The sequence below is a fragment of the Streptomyces sp. Y309 genome, from assembly GCF_056712025.1.
In genome coordinates, this window is sequence record NZ_CM160048.1 from 8,842,961 (window position 1) to 8,866,949 (window position 23,989).

The window sequence follows — 23,989 nt, forward strand, 5'->3', positions numbered from 1 at the left end:
GGGGCGTGGCGCACGTCATTGACAGAATTCCTCCTCCTGCACAAAGTCTTCGGAGAACGTTTTCCCGAGCGCCGCTCCGCCGTGGCAGCTCAGCCGAACAAAGAGGTTCCGCCGATGGCCAGAAAGATCATTCTCGACTGCGACCCGGGACATGACGACGCGATCGCCATGCTCCTCGCGCACGGCAATCCCGACGTCGAGTTGGTCGCGGTCACCACGGTCGTCGGCAACCAGACCCTGGAGAAGGTCACCCGCAACGCCCTGTCCGTGGCGCGCATAGCGGACATCACCGGCGTGCCCTTCGCGGCCGGCTGCCCGCGCCCCCTCGTACGCACCGTCGAGACGGCCCCGGAGATCCACGGCGAGAGCGGCATCGACGGCCCCGTCATGCCCGAGCCCACCCTGCAGCTCGACCCCCGGCACGCCGTCGACCTCATCATCGACACCGTGTTGGCGCACGAGCCCGGCGAGATCACCATCGTGCCCACCGCGGGCCTGACGAACATCGCCCTGGCCGTGCGCAAGGAGCCCCGCATCGCCGAGCGCGTCCGCGAGGTCGTCCTCATGGGCGGCGGCTACCACACGGGCAACTGGAGCCCGGTCGCCGAGTTCAACATCAAGATCGACCCCGAGGCCGCGCACATCGTCTTCAACGCGGGCTGGCCCGTCACCATGGTCGGCCTCGACCTGACGCACCAGGCCCTCGCGACCCCCGAGGTCGTCGAGCGCATCGCGAAGGTCGGCACCGGGCCCGCCGTCTTCGTCAACGAGCTCCTGGACTTCTTCGGCGCCATGTACCTGCAGAACCAGGGCTTCGCGGCTCCGCCGGTGCACGACCCGTGCGCGGTCGCGTACGTCATCGACCCGAGCGTCATGACCGTACGCAAGGCCCCCGTGGACATCGAGCTCACCGGAACCCTCACCCTCGGCATGACCGTCGCGGACTTCCGCGCGCCCGCTCCCGCCGACTGCCGCACCCAGGTCGCCGTCGACCTGGACCACCAGCGGTTCTGGGACCTGGTCGTGGACGCCCTCGAGCGGATCGGCGACGTGCGCGCGTGAACATCTCCGTCACCGATTCCGTAGCACCCACCGCCACCCCCGGCGGCCGCCCCGTGCGGGTATGGGTGCTGGTCACCGCGCTGCTCGCGGCGTGTTTCGCCTTCCAGCTCAACGCGAGCATGCTCAGCCCCGCCCTGAAGAGCGTCGAGGACTCCCTCGGGGCGACCTCCGCCGAGGTGGGCCTGACCCAGACGGCCTTCTTCACCTCCGCCGCCCTCTTCTCGCTGTTCCTGCCGCGCCTCGGCGACCTCGTCGGCCGCCGCCGCGTGCTCGCCGCGATGATGGCGCTCATGGCCGTCGGCTGCGTCGTGGCCGCGCTGGCGCAGAGCGTGCCCATGCTGTTCGTCGGCCGCGTCATCCAGGGCGTGTCCGGGCCGACCGTGCCGCTGTGCCTGATCATGCTGCGCAACGAGGTCCACGAGCCGAAGCGGTACGGCACGCTGCTCGGCGTCATCACCGCCGTCAACGGCGGCATCGCGGGCGTCGACTCCATCGCGGGCGGCTCGCTCGCCGACCACTACGGCTTCCAGTCCGTGTTCTGGGTCATGGCCGTCGTGGCCGGACTCGCCATGGTCCTGGTCGCCACGCTCACCCCCGAGTCCACCGCCCGCGTCACCGGCTCCGATCGGCGCATGGACTGGCCCGGAGTGGCGCTCCTGGTCGTCTCCGTCGGCGCGGCCCTCATCGGCCTGAACGAGGCCGGGAAGCTCGGCGCCGCGAACTGGCCGCTGGTCGCCGGGCTCGCCGTCGTCGCCGCGCTCGCCTTCGCCGCGTTCTGGCGCGCCGAGGACCGCAGCCGGCACCCCCTCGTCGCCACCCGGCACCTGCGGCAGCGCTCCACGTGGGCGCTGCTGCTGACCACCGTCCTGACCATGACGGGCGTGTTCGCCGTCATGAACGGCATGATCCCCGCGTTCGCCCAGAACGCGGACGCCGGATTCGGGATGAGCGCCGAGCAGTCGGCCTGGTGGACCCTCACCCCGTACGCCCTCGCGGGCCTGGCCATGGGGCCGCTCGCCGGACGCCTCGCCGCCACGCACGGCTACGGCCGTGTCCTGCGCCTCGGCCTGATCGGCTCGGCCGCGACGGTCGCCCTGATGCTCCTCACCCTCCAGGCCGACTCCCGGCCGCTCCTGCTCGTCTCGTCGGTCCTCATCGGCGTGACGTACGCGGGCGTCGGCAACATCGTCCTGAACGGCCTCGGCATCGTCCTCTCCCCGAAGGAGAACCCCGGCTTCCTGCCGGGCCTGAACGCCGGCGCCTTCAACCTCGGCGCGGGCCTGAGCTTCGCGCTCCTGTACGCCGTCCAGACCGCGGCCGAACCGGCCGACAAGACCTCGGCCGCGGGCTACTCGGCGGGCATGATCGCCGGCGTGGTGCTGATCGCGGCGGCGTTCCTGACGTCCTTCCTCATCCCGAAGCCGGTGGCGGCGGAGGCGCACGAGTAGGGCTCAACGCAGGTGTACGGGCAGGCTGCGCAGCCCGTACACGATGGCCAGGGGATGGTAGGAGAGCTCGCCGGGGTCGACGGCGAGCCGCATCCGCGGGAAGCGTGCGAACAGCGCCGGGTAGGCGGTGCGCAGTTCGATGCGGGCCGGCTCCGCACCCAGGCATCGGTGCACGCCGTGACCGAACGCCAGGTGGTGGGTGTCCGCCGGTGCGCCCGGCGGCAACGCGCGATTGGCCCGCACCAGGGAGCACAGGACGATGTCTCCCCGGGGCACACGGTGGCCGCCGACGGTGACGTCCTGCAGCGCGTGGCGCGGGAAGGCCATCTGCACCACGGACAGTTCCCGCAGCAGTTCCTCGACGACCGTGTCCACCTGGGCGGTGTCCAGCACGCGGGCGCGGGCGGCCGGGTCCCGCAGCAGCGTGAGGGCGCCGAGGGCGATCATGGCCGCGCTCGTCTCGAGCCCACCGGTCAGCACGCCGTCGGCCAGTCCGGCGAGGGCCCGGTCGTCCAGGTGCCCGGCACGCCGGACGAGGCTGCCCAACAGGCCCTCGCCCGGTGTGTCCCGCTGCTCCCGGATCAGCTCTTCGAGCAGGGACAGGGCGCAGCGGCGACGCCCCGCTTGGCCACGTGGTCGAGCGCACGCCGCAAGAGGAGGATTCGTACCCGGTTCGTAAGGGCTGACCTGGCGCCTTCCATGCCGGGCGAACGAGGGCCCCCGTCGTGACGTCACGCCCCGTCGGCCAGGCCCAGGAGCCGTGCCGCGTTGCCCCGGAGCCAGTCGTGCGTCACCTCGTCGCCCAGGCCGAGGTCGGCCACCTCGCGCACGAGGGTGCGGACCGGGACCGAGTGGACCCAGGTGGCGGTGCCGAACATGACCTTGCGGCGCAAGGGGCCGGTCCCGTACAGGAAGAGCGGCTCCCAGCCGGAGCCGGGGCGGGCCATCCAGCTCGGACGGTGGGTGGAGAACTCCAGAGAGACGTTGCGGTGGCGCTGGGCCACCGAGATCATCTCCAGCATCCAGGGCCAGCCCCCGTGCCCCGCCACGATCCTGAGGTCGGGGTGGCCGCCCGCGATGGTGTCGATGACCCGCGGGTGCGACAGCTCGTTCGGACGGCCGGCGCACAGGTGGTGTCCGGTGTGGATCCACACCGGCAGGCCGAGCCGCTCCGCGGTGCGGAACACCTCGGCGTAGCGCGGCTTCCGGGCATCGACGCCGTCCCGGAACGCGATGACGACCACACCGCGCATGCCCAGGTCGCGGCAGCGCTCCAGCTCCTCGACGGCCGCGCCCGGGTCGTTGAGGTTCACGCCGGCCCACGCCTGCATGCGGTGGGGGGCGCGTGCCGCGAGGGCGGCGACGCGCGCGTTCACGCTGTCGCCGTCGGGCAGGATCGCGCTGGAACCCATCAGCACCTGGTAGGCGAGGCCCTGCTCGTCCATGGTGCGCACGAGGGCCGGTACGTCGAGGGTTTCGGGCTGATGGGCGGTGAGCATGTCGATGGCCGCATCCGGGGCTCCGGCCTCCAAGTGCCGCCGGTAGCCGGCGAAGTCCGCGCCGAAGACGGTGCACAGGTGGCGCCCGAAGGCCCGCAGATATGCCGGGGCCAGGCTCGTCAGGTCGCGGAAGTAGGCGCCCCAGGAGTCCCGGTCGTACGCCAGGGCGCACATGTCGACGGCACCCGAGCCCGGGGTGCCGCCCGCCGGGCTCTGCACGGCAGCCACACCGGTCTCGCCGTCCACCATGTGGTCCGCGTTGCTCATGTTGTTCACTGTCAAGGTCAACTCCCGTCCAGCCGTGGTCGGTACGGGCCCGTCCCGGTGTGTGAGCCTCCCCGAGTCCGGGCCCGGCAGCGCAGTACTCGAGGTACCGTTTTCTCCGCGTTCTTCCCCCTGGTCAGCACGCCGTTCGGCGTACAGGCCGTACAGTGGAGGCCGAACAAGACGTGTGCTCAAGGGCCGTCGACTGTCTTCGCGACGCCGAGTGCGGGCCCCTTCGAAGACGGAGAAGAACTCCATGATCGTGCCGACCGAGGAGCCCTTCCCCCGGCCGCCCGGGGGGCGCACGCGGAGGCAGATCGAACAGGTCGCCGCGGAGCTCTTCTACCGGCGCGGGTACGGGACCACGAGCGTCCGGGAGATCCTGGCGGAGCTCGGCATGACCCCGGCAGCCATGTACAACCACTTCCGGTCCAAGGAGGAGCTGCTCTACTCCATCGCCTCGCAGACCTGCGCCGAACTGGAGAAGCAGCTCGCGGCGGCCTTCCGGCGCGGACTCGGGGAACCGGCCCGCGAACTCTGGGAGGCGGCCAGGACCGTGACCGTGTTCCACACCACGTACCGGGTGGAGGCGGTGGTGAGCCGCTCGGAGGCGCAGCACCTGCCGCCCGCGCAGGCCGACCAGGTGCGCGGCAGCGAGCGCCGGGTGCGGCGGGAGTTCGAGGAGATTCTGCGGCGCGGCCTGAAGCAGGGCGTGTTCCGGATCGCGCTGCCCAGCGGCCGAGCCGCGGACGTCCCGGTCACCGCCAAGGCCGTGCTCGACCTGTGCATTCACGCCGGTCTCTGGTTCCGCCCGGAGGGCAGGCTCAGCGCCGAGGAGATCGCCGAGCAGTACGGCGTCCTCGTGCTGCAGGCGGCCGGGCTCACGCATGCCGAGATTCAGTCGCTGTCCGCGGCCACGCCCAAGTAGGCCTGGCGCAGCCGGGTCCCGTCGCGCAGCTCTGCCGCCGGGCCCTCGGCGACGATCCGGCCCGCCTGCAGGACGTAGGCCCGGTCGGCCAGTTCGAGGGTGCGCTCCACGGCCTGGTCGACGAGGAGCACGGTCAGACCCGCCGCGCGCAGCTCGCCGACCGCCGTCAGGACGCGGTCGACGGCGACGGGCGCGAGCCCCAGCGACGGCTCGTCGAGCAGCAGCATCCGGGGGCGGGACAGCAACGCCTGGCCCAGGGCGAGCATTTGCTGCTCGCCCCCGCTGAGCACCTCGGCCCGCTGCCGCAGCCGCTGGCCAAGGACGGGGAAGAGGCCGAACACCCGGTCAAGACGGGCCCGCTCCTCGTCGGCGGGCACCTTGCGCGCCCACAGCCCCAGTTCGAGGTTCTCCCGGACGGTGAGCCCGTGGAAGAGGCGCCGCCCCTCGGGCACGAGGGCCAGGCCGCGCAGACTGATGGCCTCGGGCCGGGCCCCCGTGATGTCGCAGCCGTCGAACTCGACCGTGCCCGCGTCGGCCCTGAGCAGCCCCGCGACCGCGGCGAGCAGCGTCGACTTGCCCGCCCCGTTCGCCCCCACCAGGCCGCAGATCTCACCGTCGCGCACCGAGAGCGTCACGTCCCGCACGACCGGCGCGGGCCCGTAGCCCGCGTGCAGCCCGGTCAGCCGCAGCAGCGGCGCGGAGCTTTTCGTCATGTCAACTCTCCCTGGAGGGCGGTCGGTTGGGCTCATCCGTCTGCGTACGTATGCCTCGTCAGCTGCGTACGTACGGTCGTCGGCTCCGTACGTACGGCCGGTCAGCGCCCCAGGTACGCGTCGAGCACCCGGTCGTCGTGCAGGGCCACGGCGGGCTCGGCCGAGATCAGGACGCGTCCGGTGTCGAGCACGGTGACATGGTCGGCGACGCTCGCCACCAGCTCGATGTGGTGCTCGACCAGGAGCACCGTCACGCCCTGGGTCCGGATGCGGCGCAACAGCCGGTCCAGCGCGGCGAGTTCGGTGTGCGTCAGGCCTGCCGCGGGCTCGTCGAGGAGCAGCAGCCGTGGGTGGGCCATCAGCGCCCGCGCGATCTCGAGCAGCCGCTGATTGCCGTGCGGCAGGATCCCGGCCGGGGCCTCGGCGTGCGCGGCCAGGCCCACGAACGCCACATGGGCCAGCGCCTCTTCGCGCAGCCGACGGGACTCGCGCCGGGCGTGGGGCAGCGCCAGCGCGTGCGCGAGGACACCGGCGCGCTCCCGGGCGTGGGCGCCGAGCAGCACGTTCTCCACGGCGCTGAGCTGCGGAAGGAGCAGCGGCGTCTGGAAGGTGCGCGCCACGCCGAGCCGGGCGATCCGCTCGGTGGGCCGGCGGCCGGTGTCCGTGTCGTCGAGGAGCACCCGGCCGGCGTGCGGACGCACCACGCCCGTCACGGTGTTGAGCAGCGTGGTCTTGCCGGAGCCGTTGGGCCCGACCAGCGCGTGAATGGTGCCGGGCCGCGCCGACAGGTCCACGCCGCGCAGCGCCCGCACCCCGCCGAAGGAACGGCGCACGTCCGTGGTGCGCAGCCACAGGCCGCCGCCCGGCGGGGCGGGCAGCGCGGGCGCCCCGACCGGGGCGGGGGCGGGGCGGCCCCGCAGCCTCGCCGGAAGACGCGCGGCGAGACGAGGCCACAGCGCGGCCCACGCCCCGGCGATGCCGTGCGGGGCGAAGGCCATCAGGGCAAGGAGCGCGCAGGCGTAGATCAGCAGCCGCCACTCCGCGAGCTCGTCCAGGAGCTCGGGCACGGCGAAGAACGCGAGCGTGCCGACGAACGCCCCGCTCATCCGCCCGGCGCCGCCCACGATCACGACGAGGAGGAAGAACAGCGAGAACTCGATGGGGAAGTCGTCGGGCGTGACCAGGCCCCGGGTGGTCGCGAGCAGCGCCCCGCCGAGCCCGGCGAGCGCGGCGCTGAGACAGAACGCGAACACCTTGAGCCGGACGGTCCCGGCGCCCACCGCGCGGACCGCGTCGGGTGCGTCGCGCACCCCGGTGAGCGCGCGCCCCGTCCGGGAGCGCAGCACGTTCCCGAGCAGCGCGGCGGACACGGCGACCACCGTGAGCACCAGCCAGTACAGCTCCTCCTCGGCGAACAGGGTGCCGCCGAGCTCGGGCGGCGGAACGCCGATGATGCCGGCGAACCCGCCGGTCAGGTCCCGCAGTTCGGTCAGGAGGCTGTTGACCACCATGGCGAAGGCGAGCGTGATCAGGGCCAGGTGCCAGGAGGAGAGCCGCAGCGCGGGCAGCGCCATCAGGCCGCCCGCCAGCGCGGCCACCAGCGTGGCGAGCGGGGCGGCGGCCCAGAACGACCAGCCGTGGTCGACGGTGAGGATGGCCGTCGTATAGCCGCCGACCGCCACTAGCGCGCCGTGGCCGAGGGAGACTTGGCCCGCGTATCCGAACAGGACGTTGAGGCCCATGGCGACGAGGGTGTAGATGCCGACGACGGTGGCGACGTGGAGCACATAGGTGTCCCGGACGAGGAGCGGCAGCGCGGCCGCGGGCCCGAAGAAGGCGGCGAGCCCGAGCGGCCGCAGCAGCTGTGCCATGCGGTCAGACACGGCGCAGCACCCCGCTCCCGCGCAGTCCCTCGGGGCGGACCATGAGGATGGCGAGGGTGACGGCGAAGAGGACGGCGGTCTGCTTCCCCGGCGAGACGTAGGTGGCGCCCGCCGCCTCCACCGTCCCGACGATCCAGCCGCCGACGAGCACCCCGCGGAAGTCGCCGATGCCGCCGATGACCGCGGCGAAGAAGCCCTTGACGAGCAGTCCGAAGCTCATCGCCACGGAGGCCAGCGTGAGCGGCGCCGCCAGGATGCCGGTGAGCCCGGCGAGCGCCCCGCCGAGCAGGAAGGCCCGACGGCTGAGCCGCGCCGGGTCGATGCCGCGCAGCCGGGCCGCGTCCCGGTCGGCCGCCACCGCCCGGTAGGCACACCCGGCGCGGGTGCGGGCGTGCAGCTCAAGGGCCGCGACCACGGCCAACGCGGCAAGCACGACGGCCAGTTGATAGCTGTTGAAGTCCACCCCGGCCACGGTGTGCGTACGCAGCGACAGCGGCGCGGGCGGGTCGATGCGGCGCGGCTCGTCGGTCCACAGCCGGCCGATGAGCTGGTTGACCACGAGCGAGAAGGCGAGCGTGGTGATCACCCAGCCCGCGCCGTGCGCCGTGCGCCGCAGCACCGGCGCCACCGCGACCCGCTCCTCGGCCAGGGCCACCGCGGCGACGGCGCAGACGGCGCACGCCGCGGCGAGCGGCCAGGGCAGGGCGGTGTGGGCGGTGACCGCGGCCATGCCCATCGCGCCCAGCATGACCAGGTCGCCCTGCGCGAAGTTGAGCACCTTGGTCGGCCGGTGCAGCACGACGATTCCCACCGCGACCAGGCCGTAGAGGCTGCCGAAGACCAGCCCGGGCACCAGGACGTCATTGATCATGCCGGGCCGCCCGGGGCCCGCTCGCGGAAGATCCCGCCCATCGACACCTTCTCCTTGGCCGACAGGAGCGAGGCGACGACGAGCGCCTCGTCGCCGATGCCGGTGTGCCGCTCGGCGGTGAAGGAGATCTTCCCCCGGATGCCGGGATGGTCCCGCACCTTGTCGAAGGCGGCCTTGAGCTTCTCCGGGGCGAGCGTCTTCTCCCGCTTCACCACCTTCGCCAGGAGCGTCAGGAAGTCGTAGTACGGCGACGTGGCCGCGGTGAACTCCAGCCCCTTGGCGGAGGGTTCGGCGAGGATCTTGCGCGCATAGGCTTTGGCGGGGCCCGCGGGCGGTGACCCGCCCTTGGGGTAGGTGAGGGAGGCGTACGAGGTGGTGTAGAGCCGCTCCATGAGCTCCTTGGGCACCTTGTCGTACGCCTCGATGTAGCTGAGCTCGTGCGAGACGGTCAGCGGGGCGTAGCCGGTCGCCTCCATGGCCTGCAGGGTGAGGACGGAGGTCTGCGGCTGCCCGCTGAACAGGCCCACGGCCCTGGCGCCGTCCCGGTCCAGCTTCTTGACGAACGGCGCCATGTCGGGGGTGCCCGGGCTGAAGACCTGCACGGAGGCCGGCTCGGTCCGGTAGCGGTCGCGCAGGACGGTGAGGAACGCCTGGCGTATGGACTCGCCGTACTCGGAGTTCTCCAGGAGCAGCCCGACCTTGCGCACGTCGCGCTCCTCGAAGAGGTGGCGGGCCACCGCCGTCGCCTGCTGCCGGGTGTTGAACACCAGTTGGTAGTGGTACGGGAAGCGGCTTCCGTCGCCGAGCGCGTCGGCCACGCCCCACGCGGACTGGAGCACCGAGCCGCGCCCGAACACACTGGCCGAGGCCACGGCCTGCGAACTGCCCGTGGGGCCGAGGACGAACTGCGGCTTGTCGCGCAGCAGCCGCCGGGCCACGATCGGCTGGGTGCCGGGCTTGCCCTCGTCGTCCGCTTCGAGGATCTTCAGCGGCTCGCCGAGCAGCCCGCCGGCCTTGTTGATCTCCTTGACGGCGAGGCGGGCGGCGGCATAGGCGGGCCGGTACGCGGAGGCCAGTACTCCGGTCTTGGGCTGGATCCAGCCGACGCGGGCCTGGCCGTCATTGTCGCCCGCTCCGCCGGAGTCGCCGCAGGCGGTGAGCGCGGAAGCCGCCCCCAGGCCCACCCCGGCCGCAAGTCCGATGCGGGCGCTGCCGCGTAACAGGTCGCGACGTGACAGTTCCATGGCGGTCTCTCTTCCCGTGCGTGGAGGTCGGGCATGGGTGCCGGACGTGGATGTCAGGCGGGTGTCGGGCCTCGCGGACAGGGCCGCTTCCCGGGGGGCGGACCCCCGGGAAGCGGTGTTCGGAACCGCCGGTTCAGCAGGTGGGCCGGAACGCCGGGTCCGCCGGACCCGGTCGCTCGAGCGCGTTCAACGCCCACTGCAGCGGGACCTTGTCGAGCGCGAGGTGATAGTGGTCGATCGTGGAATCAGGACACGTGTCCTGCACGGTGATGTTGGTGACCTGGCCGGAATCTCCCTTCAATTCAGCACTTGTGTAGGGAAGGATGAACTCGTCTCGGTTCGTGCTGATGGTGCTGTAGTGGACACCTTCTTCCACCTCGTGGCCCGCGTTGAGGTGCGCGAGGAACTCGGATCCATCGCTGTACTGCAGGCACGAGGGGCAGAGCGCGTTCGAGACCCATGGAGGCAGCTGCTCGAACACCGAGCGGTAGTCGGTTCCGTGGTTGGGCGGGCCGAGTGCGACGAAGTCGTCGACGTACTTGGCTCCGCCCTCGAAGCGCAGGTACTGCCGGGGCATGAGCCCGCCCGCGCTGTGGCCGACCAGGTCGGCCTTCTTGGCGCCGGTCGCCATCCGGACGCGCGTCACGAAGTCCTTGAGGTCCCGCGCCCCGTCCTCCAGGGCGGCCTGGCCGGGCAGCGGATACTTGTAGTCCTTGTCGGCCTTGCCGTAGGTGAGGGCGAAGACGCAGATCCCTTCCTTCTGCAACTCGGCCGAGAAGTACGGCCAGTTCATGCCCGGCGTCGCGAACAGGCCATGCACCAGAATCACGGGTTCCGGATGCTCCTGACTCGGCCTGCACCGCCAGTTGTTGGCTCCGGGCAGCGGAGGGTCGGGAATCTCGTCGGCCGCCCCCGCCCGGTCGGCCGGACCGGGCGTCCCGGCCGCCTCGCCCCTGGCGACGGGGCTCGACGGTTCGGACTGGGAGTGGGCGGGCGGGGGGAGGGTCAGCGCGGCCGCGGCGAGAGCGACCGCGCACACCAGCCGGGTGAGCACTTTCATCCGGCGGGTGAGTGGGGGGATGTCGAGAGTCAAGTGCGGCTCCTTCCATGCGGCCGAGCAGGTCAATACCCGGCGAACTGCGGAGGTCTTCGTTCACGGAAGGCCCGTGGGCCCTCCGCCGCGTCCTGGACCTCGGTGTGGGCGCGGGCGTGCGCGAGGTCCTGCAGGCGCAGGCCGTACAGGACCGGCTGGCCCCAGGCGGCCTCGCGCAGCGCCTTGTACCGGCCGATGGACGTGGTCGGTCCTTCGGCCAACTCCGCCGCCAACTGGTCGAGTTCGGCGGTGAAGCGCTCGGTGGGCACCGTCCTGTGCACCAGGCCGATGCGCTCCGCCTCGTCGGCGCCGACGAGGCGGCCGGTCAGATACAACTCGGTGGCCCGGGACGGCCCGACGACCCGGGGGAGCAGCACCGCGTTGCCCGGGTGACCGATCCGGATCAGTCCGCTGCCGATCCGCGCCCGCCGCGACGCGAGCCGGTAGTCGGCGGCGCAGGCGATCTCCGTGCCCGCCCCCACGGCGGCCCCGTCGATCCCGGCGATCACCGGCTTGGGGCAGACCACGACGGCCTCGCAGATCCGCAGATAACGCGCGTCCCCGGTGACAGGTTCCGCGGGCGTGTCCGGCGGGACGTCCGCACGCCCGCCGTCCAGATACGCCGCGACGGCCGCCAGGTCGTCGCCCGCGCAGAACACCCCGCCCGCTCCGGTGATCACCAGGCAGCGCACCTCCGGCTCGTCCGCCGCCCGGAGCACCGCGGCGAGCAGCGCCTCGGCGAGCTCGCGGTCGAGGGCGTTGCCCCGGCCCGGCCGGTCGAGGGTCAACGTGGCGACACCGTCGCGCAGCCGGCGGTGCAGTGGCCCTGTCATGGCTCACCTCCCTGGCCACCGGTCCCGAGGACCGTCAGCTCCAGCCAGGACCGGTGCTCCGGGCCGTGGTGGATCGTCTGCTCGGCGACCGCGGGGATGCTCTCCTGCCCCACGGGCCCGCCGGTGTTGAGATTCCGGTCGAACTGGGGGAAGTTGCTGCTCGACACATGGACCCGCAGCCGGTGCCCCGCGGCGAGCCGCCACGCGGTGTGCCCCAGGTCGAGCGCGAACGCGTACACGGCGCCCGGCCGCAGGAACCGCTCCGTGTCCAGGCCCTCGCGGTGGCGGGCCCGCACGATGCCGTCGGCGACGAGCACCGCCCGGCCGTCGGGGAAGACGTCGAGGAGCTTGCCGGTGAAGTCGGTGTCGGGCGCGCTGCTCCCGGCGGACAGGACCAGGCGCACGGGACCGGCGAGATCCATGTCCTCCGGCAGCGGCGGCGAGGTGTAGACGAGCACGTCCGGCCGCTGTTCGAGGTGGTTCTGGGCCAGCGGACCGGGCGCCAGATCGCCCAGGTTCAGCACCCGGCCGCCGTGGCTCGGCACCGGATCGGCCGGGTCGTAGCGGTAGTGCGCGGCGGGCTCCGGCCCCTCGGGCGGATCCCCGAGAGCGCCGCCGTGCCGCAGATACCACCGCAGCGGCGCGGCCCCGGGCGGCGGCCAGCTGTCCGCCGTACGCCACTGCCCCGAGCCCATGAGGAAGTACTCGACCCGCGGCACGTCCTCGTCCCGGCCCCGCAGATAGCGGTCGAAGAACCTCAGGTGCCTCTCGTCGAGCCCGCCGAAGCGGGCGGCCGCGGCGAGTCCGAAGTTCACCTCGCCCTGCACGGAGAGCAGTGAACCGAGGTGCGCCCAGCAGCCCATGAGCAGGTGGTGGTGGTCCGCGAGGGCCGCCACGTCCTGGTGCAGGCCGACGGTGGCCGCGTGGTAGATGTCGTACCAGCCGCCGACCGAGAGCGTGGGGATCCGTACGTCCGCGACCCGGCCGGCCGGGGCCTCGGCCGCGCCGGAGAGCATGTCGCGCAGCAGCGGCGGGAACTCCTCCAGGTCGAGGGCGTCGGTCAGGGGCAGCCGCTCCATCGCGCGCCGCGGATGACGTGCGTACGCGGCGATCGCCTCGATCGTCTTGCGCGGCGGCGGATCACCCGCCGCCAGACGCCGCCGCAGCCATTCCGGCGCCATCAGCACGACGGCCCAGCTGACGAGTTGGTCCAGGCGCAGCGCGCCGCCGGTGGCGCGGTCGTCGTAGGGGCCGACCGTGCACATGGCCGGGGCGATGGCCCGCAGATGCGGCGGCTGCTCCATGGCGCCGACCCACTGCGTGATCCCGAGGTAGGACGGGCCCACCATGCCCACGGCGCCGTCGCACCAGGGCTGGTCCGCGATCCACTCCACGGTGTCGTACGTGTCGAGGGCCTCCTGCCGCCACATGACCGGCCGCCACTCGCCGTCGGAGGCGAACCGCCCCCGGGTGTCCTGGAGGACGACGGTGTAGCCGGCCTCGACGGCGATGGTCGCGGGCAGCACGTCCAGGGCCGCGAGGCGGCGCTTGTCGTAGGGGCCCCGGTAGAGCAGCGCGGGCGTCGGCCCTTCGCCCGGCGGGTGCCAGACGTCGGCGCGCAGCACGACGCCGTCGCGCATGCGGGCGGGCACGTCGCGCTCGATGACCTCGACGCGGCCCTCGCCCCAGGGTGACGGGCCCGCCGGTCCGGCGGTGCTCATGGCCGACAGCTCCTTCCCACGGGCTCACGCCGGACCTCGATCCCGGCGGCCTGCCGGTCCCACGCCCCGGCCGCCACGCCCTGCTCGCGCAGCACGTGCTTGCGGATCTTCGCGGTCGGGGTCCTGGGCAGCTCGTCCAGGACGCGGACGTAGCGCGGCACCATGAAGTGCGCCATGCGCGGCAGCAGATACGCGATCAGACCGGCGGGATCGATGGTGCGGCCCGGCGCGGGCGCGACCGCGAGGAGCACCTCGTCCTCGCCGTGTTCGCCCGGGACGGCGACCGCGGCCGCTTCCCGCACCGCGGGATGGGCCATGGCCTCCGCCTCGACCTCGAAGGACGAGATGTTCTCCCCCCTTCGGCGGATCGCGTCCTTGATGCGGTCGACGAAGAACAGCCGCCCCTGGTCGTCCTCCCGCACCGCGTCCCCGGTGTGGAACCAGCCGTTGCGCCAGGCGGCCGCGGTCGCCTCCGGCATGCCGTGGTACCCGTGCGAGAGCGACCAGGGCCGGTCGGCGCGCAGCACCAGTTCGCCGGTCTCGCCGGGCCGCACCGGCCGGTCGTACGCGTCGACCACGCGGACCTCGACGCCGGGACGCGGCCACCCGCACAGGCCCGCGCCCTTCGGCGCCCGCTCCGAGATCAGCGGGACCGACGTCTCGGTCATGTTGAACAGCGTGTAGACGTCCACGCCGAAGCGGTCCGTGAGCGCGGCGCCGTCCTCGCCCAGCGGGATCAGCCAGACCCACTTCAGCGGATGCTCGGTGTCCGCCGCCGACGGCGGCCGCTTGAGCAGGAAGGACGCCATGACGCCGAGCAGCGTGCAGCAGGTGACCCGGTGGGTGTCGATGACGTCCCAGAACTCCTCGGTGGCGAAGGAGTCCACGACGGCGACCGAGCTGCCGAGCAGCAGCATCCCGTACACCCCGATCGTCCCGCCGGCGTGGAAGAGCGGCAGCTGGACCAGATAGCGGTCCCGCTCACCGACGCGCCCGGCGAAGCAGGCGACGCACGCGGAGTAGTGATGGACGTACGAACACAGCACGCCCTTGGACGGTCCGGTCGTCCCCGAGGTGTAGATGATGCCGAGCGTGTCCCACGGCTGCGCGGCGACGGGCTCGAACGCGCCCGGCTCGGCGTGCAGTTGCTCCGGTCCGATGACCTTCGGCCGGCTGTCGCCGGGATCGATGTCCGCGAGCCTCGGGGCCAGATCGGGGTGGGCGACGACCACCGTGGCGCCCGAGTCGGTCAGCACGTGCTGGAGGATGCCGCCCCGGTAGGCGGTGTTGAGGGGCACGTGGACGGCGCCCGCCAGGTTCGCGCCGAACCACGCGAGCAGGGCGTCGGGGCCGTTGGGCAGCCAGGAGGCGACCCGGTCGCCCGGCCGTACGCCGTGGGCGGCGAGCGCGGCCGCGGCGCCCGACGCGCGTTCCAGGGTCTCGCGATACGTCCAGTGGCTGCCGTCGGCGAACACGGCGAAGACCCGGTCCGGGTGCTCGGCGGCGCGGGCGGTCAGCAGCCCGGCGACCGTGCAGGACGCGGCGTCCGGCACGCGCGGGTCGCCCATCGCGAGGATCTCGGTCATGGTCGCTCCCTGAGTCCCTTGAGTCCGGTGAGTCTCTTGAGGCCCTTAAGTCTCTTGAGTCCGGTGAGTCCCTCGGCCGCCGCCGTGCTCACGACCGCACCCATCCGCCGTCCACGAACAGGCACTGGCCCGTCACATAGCTGGCCTCGGCGGACGCCAGCCAGACCACGGTCGCCGCCACTTCCTGCGGCGTGCCGAACCGGCGGATCGGCTGGGTGCGGACGTGCTTCTTGCCGATCTCGGTGAGGTCGTCGGCCCCGCTCAGCATCGGGGTGTCGATGAAGCCCGGGCAGACGGCGTTGGCGCGCACCCCCAGCGGTCCCAGCTCGGCCGCGAGCGACCGGGTGAGCGTGGCCAGGCCCCCTTTGGACACGTCGTACGCCACCTGCCCGGAGATGCCGATCATCGCCACCGAGCCGAGGTTGACCACCGCGCCGCCGTTCTCGGCGAGCAGCGGAGCGGCCCGCTGCGCCAGGAAGAACGGCGCGCTGAGATTGACGGCGAGGACCAGGTTCCACATCTTCGGGGTGTGTTCCGCGAGCGAACCGCGATGTCCGACGCCCGCGTTGTTCACCAGCACGTCGAGGCCGCCCAGCTGCTGTTTGACGCGGTCCACCACCTCGGTGGCCCGCTCCCGGTCGGCGATGTTGGCCGGTACGGCGATGCCGCCGACCCCGGCCGCGACGTGTTCGGCCGCTTCCTCGTCGATGTCGTTGACGGCGACGGTGGCGCCCTCGGCGGCGAACCGGGCGGCGATGGCCGCGCCGATGCCTCTGCCGCCTCCGGTGACCAGGGCCGTACGCCCCTTGAGCAGACCGTTCATTCGTAAGCTCCCACGAGTCGGTCCAGACCTTGGTAGTGCCTCTCGTACCGGCAGGCCGTGGCATAGCCGACCGGGTGCCGGGCGGCGAGCGCCTCGGCGAGCCCGGTGCCGGTGGCCGGGGCCCGCACGGTCAACAGGAGTGCGTCGCTGCCCGCCCCGCAGCCGTAGCCGAGCAGTGCCACCCGGTCGCCGGGCGCCGTCAGTTCGAGGGCGCGGGCGAGGCCGAGCAGCGGTGCCGCCCCGCCCACGTCGCCGATGTCGTGCGCGACGACGCAGGCGGTGGCGGACTCGGCGGGGAGGCCGAGGTGCCGGGCGAGCCGGACGGGGGTGACGGCGTCCGGCTGCGGTCCGGCGAAGAAGCGCGGCGGCCCGGGCATCGCGCCGAGCTGCTGCCAGGCCGTGGTGCAGTGGTCGAGCAGTCCGATGCCGGTGGCGTTCATGACCGTGCCGCCGGTGCGGATGTGCCGCTCCCCGTCGACGCGGAAGCCGTCGTTGGTGTCCGAGGCCGCCGAGCCGGTGGCGTCCACCGTCGCGAGCGTGGCGTCGGCGGTGACGAGCACCGCGGCGGCGCCGGAGCCCGCGGTGAACTCCTGCGGGTCACCGGGGGCGATGTGCGGCCCGAGCGTGTCCGCGCCCACGGCGAGGGCCGCGTCGGCGAATCCGGCCCGCACCCAGGCGAGCGCGCACAGCAGCGCGGACGTACCGGACTTGCCGGAGAACTGCACATCGGCGGCGAAGCAGGACCGCGCGAGCCCGGCCATGTCCACCAGGAGCGCGGCACCCGCCTTGGTGAGGTACGGGCAGGTCTGCGAGCCGAAGAACACCGCGCCGGGTGGCGGTCCTTCGGCATTCCGCAGGACGAGCGCGGCGGCCTCGGCGGCCAGGGTCACGGCGTCCGCGTCGGGGTCGCAGACGCTCCGGTGCGTCACACCGCTGCGGCGCACCACGTCCAGCGGCAGACTGGCCCACACATCGTGGATCTCCTCCACGGCGAGCCGCCCGGTGGGCAGCGCGACCCCGATGCCGGAGATCCCCGCCCGGCCCGCCCTGCCGTTCGCCGAGCCGCTCACCGCGCCGCCCTCCGCGGCCGGAACTTGTAGCCGTACTGGTAGGGCCCCGAGGCCTCGCGCCGCCACTTGCGGACGACCAACTCGACCTCCGTGCCCTCTGCCACGGCGCCGGAGCCGTCGAGGAACTCGGCCTCGACGTCGACGAGTTCGGTGAGGACGCACGGTCCGTCCGCCAGGGCCACGATCGCGAAGGGCCTGCTCGCGCGTCCCGTGTGGCCGATCAGCGGGGTCTCGTCCTCGGCGGCGCTCACCACCTGCCCGCGAGGCGAGAGGACCGTCTCGGTCAGGTCCCTGGAGTGGCAGGCCGGGCACACCCGGCGGGCAGGGAAGAAGGTCGACGCGCAGCCGTCACAGCGGTTTCCCGCCAGGCGGTAGCGCCCGCCGCGCGAGCGCCAGGCCTTGGCCGGGGTGGGGGTCGCGTTGCGGTAGAGCGGTTCGGTGGGTGACCACATGACGGTACGTCAACTCCCTTGGGGTCAGAGCGCGACAGGGGCTCGGCGGAGCGGGCGGTTCACCGCAGCCGACGTAACACGGCGACTGCGCTGGTGGAGTTGGAGCCGCCCATGGACTGGCAGACCGCCACCTCGGCATCCGGCACCTGGCGCTCCCCGCTGCGGCCGCGCAGCTGCATCACCGACTCCACGGCGACGGTGATGCCGGTGGCCCCGGTGGGATGCCCGAAGCCGATGCGGCCGCCGTCGGTGTTGGCGGGGCAGCGGCCCTCCAGTGCCGTCTCCCCGTCGGCGACCGCCGCCGCCCCCTTGCCGGGCGGGAAGAGGCCCAGGCCCTCCATGTGCAGCGCCCCCATGACGCTGAAACAGTCGTGGACCTGGGCGAGCTGGACGTGCTGCGGCTCGATGCCCGCCTGCGCGTACGCCTCCTTGGCGGCCACCTGCGTCGGCACCGCCTCCGCGATGTCGGTGTCGCCGCAGGCGGGGTGGCCGAACTTGGCGGCGAGCACATTGGGCCCGGTGGCCTGCGCGATGCCCGCGATCGCGACGGGTTCGCAGGCACGCGGGGCGTCCCCCGCCCGCATCAGGACGACCGCCGAGGCGCCGTCGCAGGCGCGCCCGCAGGCAGCGCGGGTGATGGACCCCGACACCACCGGACTGTCCAGGACCTGAGACGCGGTGAGCTCGGGGCGCCCGTGGTCGACGGCCTGCGGATGGCGCCGGGCGTACCAGCGGTCCTGCACCACCCACTGGGCGATGGCTTCGTGCGAGGCGCCGTACTTGCGTACGTAGCGGTGGTGCATGAGCGCCATGAGGTCGACGTAGTCGAACCCGGCGGGGGTCTCGTACTCGGCGTCGGGGAAGTGCAGCATCGAGTCGGCGGTCGACGCGGCGTCCGACACCTTCTCCACCCCGACGACCAGGACCACCCGGGCCGCGCCGGACGCGAGCGCCGAGACGCCGTGCCGCAGCGCCACGGTGCCGCCCGCGCAGGCGGCGTTGACCTGGCTGAACGGGGCGGGGGACAGGCCCAGTTCGTCGGCCGCGACGGCGCCGATGTTCTGCTGCTCGAAGGTCTCCGGCAGAGAGACCGAGACGAAGCCGCCGTTCACCTCCCCGGGCGCGACCTGCGCGTCCGCGAGAGCCGCGTAGGAGGACTCGACCACCAGGTCCTTCCAGTCCCGTGCCGCGAAGAACCCGTGCCGGGTGACAGCGGCGCCGGCGATGACCACGCCCGTTCCGTCCATGTCTGACGCACCTCGCGAAGATAAATGAATGTTCATTAACGTCGAGGATGGCCACCGTCCTGTCAAGGCAGTGCGCATGAGGTTTCTCAGAAGCGTTCCGGGTTCGACGCGTGGTACCGCGGGTCTCGGCCCGCCGCCCCGAGGGGTACCTGCCGCCCCTGTCCCGCCCGGCCGCCGGACGGTGTGCTGGTGAAGAGCCCGTTCCGCGCAACTCGCCCACGAGAACCCGTCGTTGACAGGGAGGCCCCATGCTGCGTACCGACCGTGTGACCGGTACGGCATTCGAGAACGTGGTGATCACCGGTCTCGGTTTCGTCCTGCCGGGCGCCGACACCCCCGAAGGCGTATGGCGCCACCTGCGCGACGGCGAGTCCCAGTTGAGCGCGCTGCCGCCGGGCATCAAGGGAAACACCGGCGTCCACGGCGGCGGCAGACTGCGGGACTTCGACCACGCCCGCTATCTGCCCGACCTGCCCGACAACTTCGCCAAGCGCTACAGCCGGGAGATCCTCGTCGTCCTTTCGGCGGTCCAGAACGCCCTGCGCGACGCCGGGATGGAGGGGAACGGAGCGCTCGACCCGCTGCGTACGGGCGTCATCGCGTCGAGCTCCCGGGGGCCGGTCGAATGGTGGTCGCAGACCCTCTCGGGCGCGATCTCGGACGCCACCCGCCCCCCGGTCGCCCCGGGCCAGGGGGTGTTCGCCTCGCTCGCCGGGACCCCGGCGTCCCTGAGCGCCGTCCGGCTCGGCGCCCAGGGCCTGGTGTCCACCGTCAGCAACGCGTGCGTCGGCGGACACCAGGCCCTCGCCATCGCGGCGCAGGAGATCCAGCGCGGCGCCGCCGACGTCATGTTCGTCGTCGGTCACGAACTGCCCCTCGTCCCCGAGGTGTTGCAGGTCTACTCGGCGCCCGGCACCAGCGTCCTCTCCCGTGACACCGACCCCAAACGGGCCATCAAGCCCTACGACTTGCGCAGGGACGGCTTCGCCCTGGGCGAGGGCGCGGTCGTCGTCGTACTGGAGCGCGCCGCGCACGCCAGCGCGCGCAACGCACCCGTCTACGCGGCCCTGCGGGCCTGTCACAGCCTCAGCGAGGCGGCCCACGCGACCCGCATGGACCTGACCGGCAAGCGGTCCGCCCAGCTGATGGCCGAGACTCTGGATGCCATCGGCGCCTCCGCGCAGGAGCTGGACTACATCTGCGGCCACGGCACCGCGACCCGCTACAACGACCTGGCCGAGAGCCGGGCCCTCGGGCAGCTCTACGGAGACCGGCGCAGCGAGTGGGCGCCGCTCGGCTCCATCAAGCCCGTCTACGGCCATCTGCTCGGCGCCGCGGGCCTGTTGAACTGCGCGGCACTCGCCCTGATGCTCAAGGAGCAGTGCCTGGCCCCGACGATCAACTGCCAGGCCGTGGAACCGGAGTGCAACCACGACCACGTCGCCGAGGGCGCGCGGCCCGCGCAGCCGCGCCTGGTGATGTCGCTCGCCTTCGCCATCGGCAGCCAGAGCTCCGCGACGATCCTGGAGGCCGTGTGAACGCCCCCGGCCGCCCGGAGGTCCCCGGCCGCCCGGAGGTCCTGGCCCTCGGCCGTCCGGAGGTCCTGTCGGACCCGGACGAGTTGTGCCGGCGCCATCTGACGCCGGGCACCCACGTCCACATCGCCTCCACCATGTCCCGGCCCAACGCGCTCGCCCTGGCCCTCGCCCGGGTCTTCGGCGGCGCCGGCCGCTTCACCGTCAGCACCAACGCCCTGCACGCCGGGGTGCACGCGCTGACCATGGCCGACGTGGTCGAACGCGCCGTCATCGGCTTCGCGGGCGACACCGTGCCCACCTCACGGCCCAACCGTCTGTACGCGCGACTGCCCGAGGGCGACCCGTTCCCGGTCGAGGAGTGGAGCCTGCTCTCGCTGCTGCAGCGCCTCATGGCCGCGGCCACCGGCGCCCCGTACGCGGTCAGCACCTCACTGCGCGGGTCCGACCTGCCGCAGGGGCATCCGCCGCCCGCGACGGTGCCGGGTGGCGCGGACGGCGCGGGGGAGGGCGGCGCGGACGGCGTAGGGGCGGGTGGCGCAGGGGAGGGCGGCGGGCAGGCGCTGTTGCTTCCCGCCCTGCGTCCGGACTTCACGCTGCTGCACGCGCAGTGCGCGGACGAGGAGGGCAACCTCTACCTCTCCGGCCCCGTCGGCGAAGGCTGGTGGGGCGCGCTCGCCGCCCGGCAAGGGGTGCTCGCCACGGTGGAGACGGTGTGCGCCGGGCCGCCGACCGGGGCGGTGTGCCAGATCCCGGCGGGGAGGGTGCGCGCCCTCGCCGTCTGCCCGTACGGCGCCCACCCGCAGGGCCTCGCCCCGCTGGCCGACGCCGGGGTGGACGGGTATCTGGACGACTACGCCTTCCTCGCCGACCTCGCCGAGGCCTGCACGGAGCCCGCGGAGACCGCCGCGTGGTTCCGGCGCTGGGTGACCGGGACGGGCGGGCACGCCGGATATCTGGCCCGGCTCGGCGAGGCACGCCTCGCCCAACTCTCCCCGGAACGCCCGGGCAAGGGTGCCGTACGGGCAGGCGAGCAGTCGGCGGGACCTGCCAGTGAGCCGACGGGACCCGCCAGTGACCGCGAGCACCACTTGGTCCTCGCCGCTCGCACCATCGCCCGCACCGTGCGCGACCGCGGCTACGGCACCGTGCTCGCGGGCATCGGCGCGGCGCACATGGCGAGCTGGCTGGCGGCGCGCATGCTGCGGGCCGACGGCATCGCGCTGCAGGTGGTCAACGAGCTGGGCATGGTCGACTTCGCGCCGCAAGGAGGCGACAGCTTCCTCTTCTCTCAGCGCCACGTCCCCAACTGCCGCCAGCACGCGGGGACATGGGACGTTCTCGGCGGACTGGTCGCCGGCGGCGCGGGCCGCACGCTCGGCGTGCTCTCGGCCGCGCAGATCGACCGGCAGGGCCGCATCAACACCAGCCGCACGGCGAGCGGCGGCTTCCTGGTGGGCTCGGGCGGCGCCAACGACGTGGCCAGCCATGTGGAGACGGTCGTGGTGGCCCAGGCGTCGCCGCGCCGCTACCCCGAAGCGGTCGGCTTTGTCACCAGTCCCGGCTTCCATGTCAGCCGTGTGGTGGCCGAGTTCGGCTCCTTCGTACGCGACAAGAACACCGACCCGTTCGTGCTCGCCGCCTGGGCCCCGCCGCCCACGCTCGGCGCGGCCGCCGACCCCGCCGAGACCGTCCGCGCCCGCACCGGATGGCAGGCCGCGGTCGCCGACCCGCTGGACCACGAACAGCCCCTCACAGACGCGGAGTTGACCATGCTCCGCTCGATCGACCCCGAAGGGATCTACCGGTGACCCGCTCCGCCCCTGTCGTCCAGCTCGCCGGAGTCGGCCACGACTTCCCCGGCGAGCCCGTCCGCAACGACCACTTCACCAGCAGGCCCGAACTCGGCATCGACGACGCCTGGATCCTGCGGCACACCGGCGTCGCGGCCCGGCACTACCCGCCCGACGGCGAGCGGCACGTGGACATGGCCGAGCGTGCGGCCCGCCAGGCCCTGGCCACCGCCGGGCTGTGCCCCGAGGACGTCGACGTCGTCCTCGGCACCAGCGCCACCGCCCGGCCCCGCGTCAACCCGACGAGCCCCGGCAACAACTACATGGACGTCGCGCTCCCGGTGCAGCGCCGCCTCGGTGCGACGCGCGCCCTGTGCATGGACGTCACCGGGGTGGCCTGCGCCGGATTCCTGCATGCCTCCGCGGTGGCACGCGGCATGATCGCCACGTTAGGACACCGCACCGTTCTGATCGTCTGCGCCGAGAACCCCGAGCCGATCCTCAACCCCGGCTACCGCAACTCGGTGCTGTTCGGCGGGGGAGCGGCCGCCGGGGTGTGGCGCGCCGCCGACGACGGGGCGGACGGCCTGCACGCCGTGACCCTGTACTCCGACGCCACGCACTACGACGCCTTCGACATCGATGAGCACGACACGATGGTGATGAAGGGGAAGGTCGTCGGGGACCTTGCTCCCGGAGTCCTCGCCGACGCGACCCGGCGGGCGCTGCGGCAGGCGGACACCGGCCTGGACGACATCGACTGGATCATCCCGCACCAGGGCAACATCAACCTCATCCACGACGTGCAGGACGCGCTGGGCATCCGCGACGACAAGCGCGTGCTGTGCAACATCGAGCGCCGCGGCAACACGTCCAGCGTGAGCGTGCCCAGCTGCCTCTCCGAGTACGTGCACGACGGCACCATCGCTCCCGGCGACCGCATCCTGTCCATGGCCATCGGGCGCGGATTCAGCTGGGGCGCGATGGTCTTCAGCTATGGCGGCCCGCGAGGCGGCCACGACGGCCCCCGGATCAGCCACGACAGCCCCCGGATCAGCCACGACGGCCCCCGGGAGCGGCGATGACGCCCCTCACGCCCCCCGCCGGACGGCACGCCGTCGTCATCGGCGGCAGCCGGGGCCTCGGCGCGGCCATCGCCGCCACGCTCGCCACCGCGGGCTGGCCGACCACCGTCGCGGCCCGCGACAGCGAGCAGTTGGAGCGCTGCCGCAAGCAGGCCGCCGCCGACCAGGGCGTCGAGCTGTTCACGGCGCAGGTGGACACGGTCTCACCGGACAGCGTCAAGGGCCTCTTCGCGGACCTCGCCGACCGGGGCGAACTGGGCGTCTGCGTCATGGCGGCGGGCCGCAACCTCTCCCAGCGGCTGCTGCGGCCGCCCCGCGAGGCGGGCGGCGCGTGGACGGCGCACGGCGTCGACGACTGGCACCAGACGGTCGAACTCAACCTGACCGGTACCTTCCTGGCGGGCCGCGAGGCCGCCCTGACCATGGCCCGCTCCGGCACCCCGGGCGTACTCGTGCCCCTCGTGAGCTGTACCTGGCAGGGGTCCTGGGGCCAGTCGGCGTACGCCGCCGCGAAGGCCGCGGTCGTCTCGCTGACCCGCAGCTGGGCCCTGGAACTGGGGGAGTTCGGGATCCGGGCCGTGGCCGTCGCGCCCGGAGTCGTGGACGGGGCCGCGCTGCGCGAGAAGTGCGCGCGCCTCCCGGCCCACGCCCGGTACATGGACCGGCTGCGGGAGCAGGTGCCGCTGCGCCGGTTCGCCGCCGAGCACGAGGTCGCCGCGTCGGTCCTGCACGCCGTGACCAACCCCTACCTGACCGGAACCGTCCTGGAGGTGGCCGGCGGCGGCTTCCCGGCGCGCATCCCATGAGCTGTCGGGTTTCCGGCACCCGTTCCTTGAGCC

General features: G+C 73.1%; 21 protein-coding genes. 7 read left to right on the forward strand and 14 right to left on the reverse strand.

Translation table 11 applies throughout. The annotated features are described in order from the left end of the window. Positions 1-114: 114 nt before the first annotated feature. Both uriH and uriT read left to right on the forward strand, forming a co-directional pair. Positions 115-1,062, forward strand: a complete 948-nt coding sequence (uriH, locus tag AC0KTA_RS37240; RefSeq protein ID WP_481052606.1) for a uridine-preferring nucleoside hydrolase UriH — start codon at positions 115-117, stop codon at positions 1,060-1,062. Then, positions 1,059-2,510: a uridine transporter UriT gene (gene uriT, locus AC0KTA_RS37245; RefSeq protein WP_481052607.1), complete on the forward strand. Its 1,452-nt coding sequence runs from the start codon at positions 1,059-1,061 to the stop codon at positions 2,508-2,510. The genes uriH and uriT overlap by 4 nt, the downstream gene beginning before the upstream one ends. A gap of 3 nt (positions 2,511-2,513) precedes the next feature. On the opposite strand, the gene AC0KTA_RS37250 is transcribed toward uriT, so the two are convergent. Both AC0KTA_RS37250 and AC0KTA_RS37255 read right to left on the reverse strand, forming a co-directional pair. Continuing rightward, positions 2,514-3,056, reverse strand: a complete 543-nt coding sequence (locus AC0KTA_RS37250; RefSeq protein WP_481052608.1) for a cytochrome P450 — start codon at positions 3,054-3,056, stop codon at positions 2,514-2,516. A 185-nt stretch (positions 3,057-3,241) separates the two neighbouring features. Then, positions 3,242-4,276 carry an amidohydrolase family protein gene (locus AC0KTA_RS37255; protein WP_481052609.1) on the reverse strand — a complete coding sequence of 345 codons (1,035 nt, stop codon included), beginning with the start codon at positions 4,274-4,276 and terminating at the stop codon, positions 3,242-3,244. Positions 4,277-4,529: 253 nt separating this feature from the next. On the opposite strand from AC0KTA_RS37255, the gene AC0KTA_RS37260 reads away from it, so the two are divergent. Continuing rightward, positions 4,530-5,201: a TetR/AcrR family transcriptional regulator gene (locus AC0KTA_RS37260; RefSeq protein ID WP_481052610.1), complete on the forward strand. Its 672-nt coding sequence runs from the start codon at positions 4,530-4,532 to the stop codon at positions 5,199-5,201. On the opposite strand, the gene AC0KTA_RS37265 is transcribed toward AC0KTA_RS37260, so the two are convergent. The 12 genes from AC0KTA_RS37265 to AC0KTA_RS37320 all read right to left on the reverse strand — a co-directional run bounded on the left by AC0KTA_RS37265 (position 5,171) and on the right by AC0KTA_RS37320 (position 18,737). Further along, a complete protein-coding gene (locus tag AC0KTA_RS37265; RefSeq protein WP_481052611.1) occupies positions 5,171-5,914 on the reverse strand; it encodes an ABC transporter ATP-binding protein in 744 nt (247 codons plus the stop codon). The genes AC0KTA_RS37260 and AC0KTA_RS37265 overlap by 31 nt on opposite strands. Positions 5,915-6,015: 101 nt before the next feature. Continuing rightward, a complete protein-coding gene (locus tag AC0KTA_RS37270) occupies positions 6,016-7,797 on the reverse strand; it encodes a branched-chain amino acid ABC transporter ATP-binding protein/permease (RefSeq protein WP_481052612.1) in 1,782 nt (593 codons plus the stop codon). Next, positions 7,790-8,668: a branched-chain amino acid ABC transporter permease gene (locus tag AC0KTA_RS37275; protein ID WP_481052613.1), complete on the reverse strand. Its 879-nt coding sequence runs from the start codon at positions 8,666-8,668 to the stop codon at positions 7,790-7,792. Before AC0KTA_RS37275 ends, AC0KTA_RS37270 begins: the two co-directional genes overlap by 8 nt. Next, positions 8,665-9,912, reverse strand: coding sequence for an ABC transporter substrate-binding protein (locus AC0KTA_RS37280; protein WP_481052614.1), 1,248 nt, complete (start codon positions 9,910-9,912; stop codon positions 8,665-8,667). The genes AC0KTA_RS37275 and AC0KTA_RS37280 overlap by 4 nt, the downstream gene beginning before the upstream one ends. Positions 9,913-10,045: 133 nt before the next feature. Next, the gene (locus tag AC0KTA_RS37285) at positions 10,046-11,005 is read right to left on the reverse strand and encodes an esterase/lipase family protein (RefSeq protein ID WP_481052615.1); all 960 of its coding nucleotides are present in this window, start codon (positions 11,003-11,005) and stop codon (positions 10,046-10,048) included. 29 nt (positions 11,006-11,034) lie between these two features. Further along, a complete protein-coding gene (locus AC0KTA_RS37290; RefSeq protein ID WP_481052616.1) occupies positions 11,035-11,838 on the reverse strand; it encodes an enoyl-CoA hydratase/isomerase family protein in 804 nt (267 codons plus the stop codon). After that, a complete protein-coding gene (locus tag AC0KTA_RS37295) occupies positions 11,835-13,559 on the reverse strand; it encodes a CocE/NonD family hydrolase (RefSeq protein WP_481052617.1) in 1,725 nt (574 codons plus the stop codon). The genes AC0KTA_RS37290 and AC0KTA_RS37295 overlap by 4 nt, the downstream gene beginning before the upstream one ends. Beyond that, a complete protein-coding gene (locus tag AC0KTA_RS37300) occupies positions 13,556-15,145 on the reverse strand; it encodes an AMP-binding protein (protein ID WP_481052618.1) in 1,590 nt (529 codons plus the stop codon). The genes AC0KTA_RS37295 and AC0KTA_RS37300 overlap by 4 nt, the downstream gene beginning before the upstream one ends. A gap of 88 nt (positions 15,146-15,233) precedes the next feature. Continuing rightward, entirely contained in the window at positions 15,234-15,968 is a 735-nt protein-coding gene (locus AC0KTA_RS37305; RefSeq protein WP_481052619.1) for an SDR family NAD(P)-dependent oxidoreductase, read from the reverse strand. After that, positions 15,965-17,038, reverse strand: a complete 1,074-nt coding sequence (locus AC0KTA_RS37310) for a hypothetical protein (RefSeq protein ID WP_481052620.1) — start codon at positions 17,036-17,038, stop codon at positions 15,965-15,967. Before AC0KTA_RS37310 ends, AC0KTA_RS37305 begins: the two co-directional genes overlap by 4 nt. Then, positions 17,035-17,490, reverse strand: a complete 456-nt coding sequence (locus tag AC0KTA_RS37315) for a Zn-ribbon domain-containing OB-fold protein (RefSeq protein ID WP_481052621.1) — start codon at positions 17,488-17,490, stop codon at positions 17,035-17,037. The genes AC0KTA_RS37310 and AC0KTA_RS37315 overlap by 4 nt, the downstream gene beginning before the upstream one ends. Positions 17,491-17,549: 59 nt before the next feature. Beyond that, on the reverse strand, positions 17,550-18,737 hold the full coding sequence (locus tag AC0KTA_RS37320) for a thiolase family protein (RefSeq protein WP_481052622.1): 1,188 nt from the start codon (positions 18,735-18,737) through the stop codon (positions 17,550-17,552). A gap of 248 nt (positions 18,738-18,985) precedes the next feature. Here AC0KTA_RS37320 and AC0KTA_RS37325 point away from each other — a divergent pair, with 248 nt between their 5' ends. From AC0KTA_RS37325 to AC0KTA_RS37340, 4 genes are read left to right on the forward strand one after another with little or no spacing between them, the layout of a single operon-like run. Continuing rightward, the gene (locus AC0KTA_RS37325; RefSeq protein WP_481052623.1) at positions 18,986-20,275 is read left to right on the forward strand and encodes a beta-ketoacyl-[acyl-carrier-protein] synthase family protein; all 1,290 of its coding nucleotides are present in this window, start codon (positions 18,986-18,988) and stop codon (positions 20,273-20,275) included. After that, positions 20,272-22,083: a CoA-transferase gene (locus tag AC0KTA_RS37330; protein ID WP_481052624.1), complete on the forward strand. Its 1,812-nt coding sequence runs from the start codon at positions 20,272-20,274 to the stop codon at positions 22,081-22,083. The genes AC0KTA_RS37325 and AC0KTA_RS37330 overlap by 4 nt, the downstream gene beginning before the upstream one ends. Continuing rightward, positions 22,080-23,150: a 3-oxoacyl-ACP synthase III family protein gene (locus tag AC0KTA_RS37335; RefSeq protein WP_481052625.1), complete on the forward strand. Its 1,071-nt coding sequence runs from the start codon at positions 22,080-22,082 to the stop codon at positions 23,148-23,150. Before AC0KTA_RS37330 ends, AC0KTA_RS37335 begins: the two co-directional genes overlap by 4 nt. Next, positions 23,147-23,956: an SDR family NAD(P)-dependent oxidoreductase gene (locus AC0KTA_RS37340; protein ID WP_481052626.1), complete on the forward strand. Its 810-nt coding sequence runs from the start codon at positions 23,147-23,149 to the stop codon at positions 23,954-23,956. Before AC0KTA_RS37335 ends, AC0KTA_RS37340 begins: the two co-directional genes overlap by 4 nt. The last annotated feature ends 33 nt before the right edge of the window (positions 23,957-23,989 follow it).

Bases quoted from the DNA above. Each gene is read 5' to 3' on its own strand.
- uriH (WP_481052606.1), top strand. From the start codon at position 115: ATGGCCAGAAAGATCATTCTCGACTGCGACCCGGGACATGACGACGCG.
- AC0KTA_RS37255 (WP_481052609.1), bottom strand. From the start codon at position 4,276: ATGAGCAACGCGGACCACATGGTGGACGGCGAGACCGGTGTGGCTGCC.
- AC0KTA_RS37260 (WP_481052610.1), top strand. From the start codon at position 4,530: ATGATCGTGCCGACCGAGGAGCCCTTCCCCCGGCCGCCCGGGGGGCGC.
- AC0KTA_RS37265 (WP_481052611.1), bottom strand. From the start codon at position 5,914: ATGACGAAAAGCTCCGCGCCGCTGCTGCGGCTGACCGGGCTGCACGCG.
- AC0KTA_RS37275 (WP_481052613.1), bottom strand. From the start codon at position 8,668: ATGATCAATGACGTCCTGGTGCCCGGGCTGGTCTTCGGCAGCCTCTAC.
- AC0KTA_RS37280 (WP_481052614.1), bottom strand. From the start codon at position 9,912: ATGGAACTGTCACGTCGCGACCTGTTACGCGGCAGCGCCCGCATCGGA.
- AC0KTA_RS37290 (WP_481052616.1), bottom strand. From the start codon at position 11,838: ATGACAGGGCCACTGCACCGCCGGCTGCGCGACGGTGTCGCCACGTTG.
- AC0KTA_RS37295 (WP_481052617.1), bottom strand. From the start codon at position 13,559: ATGAGCACCGCCGGACCGGCGGGCCCGTCACCCTGGGGCGAGGGCCGC.
- AC0KTA_RS37300 (WP_481052618.1), bottom strand. From the start codon at position 15,145: ATGACCGAGATCCTCGCGATGGGCGACCCGCGCGTGCCGGACGCCGCG.
- AC0KTA_RS37305 (WP_481052619.1), bottom strand. From the start codon at position 15,968: ATGAACGGTCTGCTCAAGGGGCGTACGGCCCTGGTCACCGGAGGCGGC.
- AC0KTA_RS37315 (WP_481052621.1), bottom strand. From the start codon at position 17,490: ATGTGGTCACCCACCGAACCGCTCTACCGCAACGCGACCCCCACCCCG.
- AC0KTA_RS37320 (WP_481052622.1), bottom strand. From the start codon at position 18,737: ATGGACGGAACGGGCGTGGTCATCGCCGGCGCCGCTGTCACCCGGCAC.
- AC0KTA_RS37325 (WP_481052623.1), top strand. From the start codon at position 18,986: ATGCTGCGTACCGACCGTGTGACCGGTACGGCATTCGAGAACGTGGTG.
- AC0KTA_RS37340 (WP_481052626.1), top strand. From the start codon at position 23,147: ATGACGCCCCTCACGCCCCCCGCCGGACGGCACGCCGTCGTCATCGGC.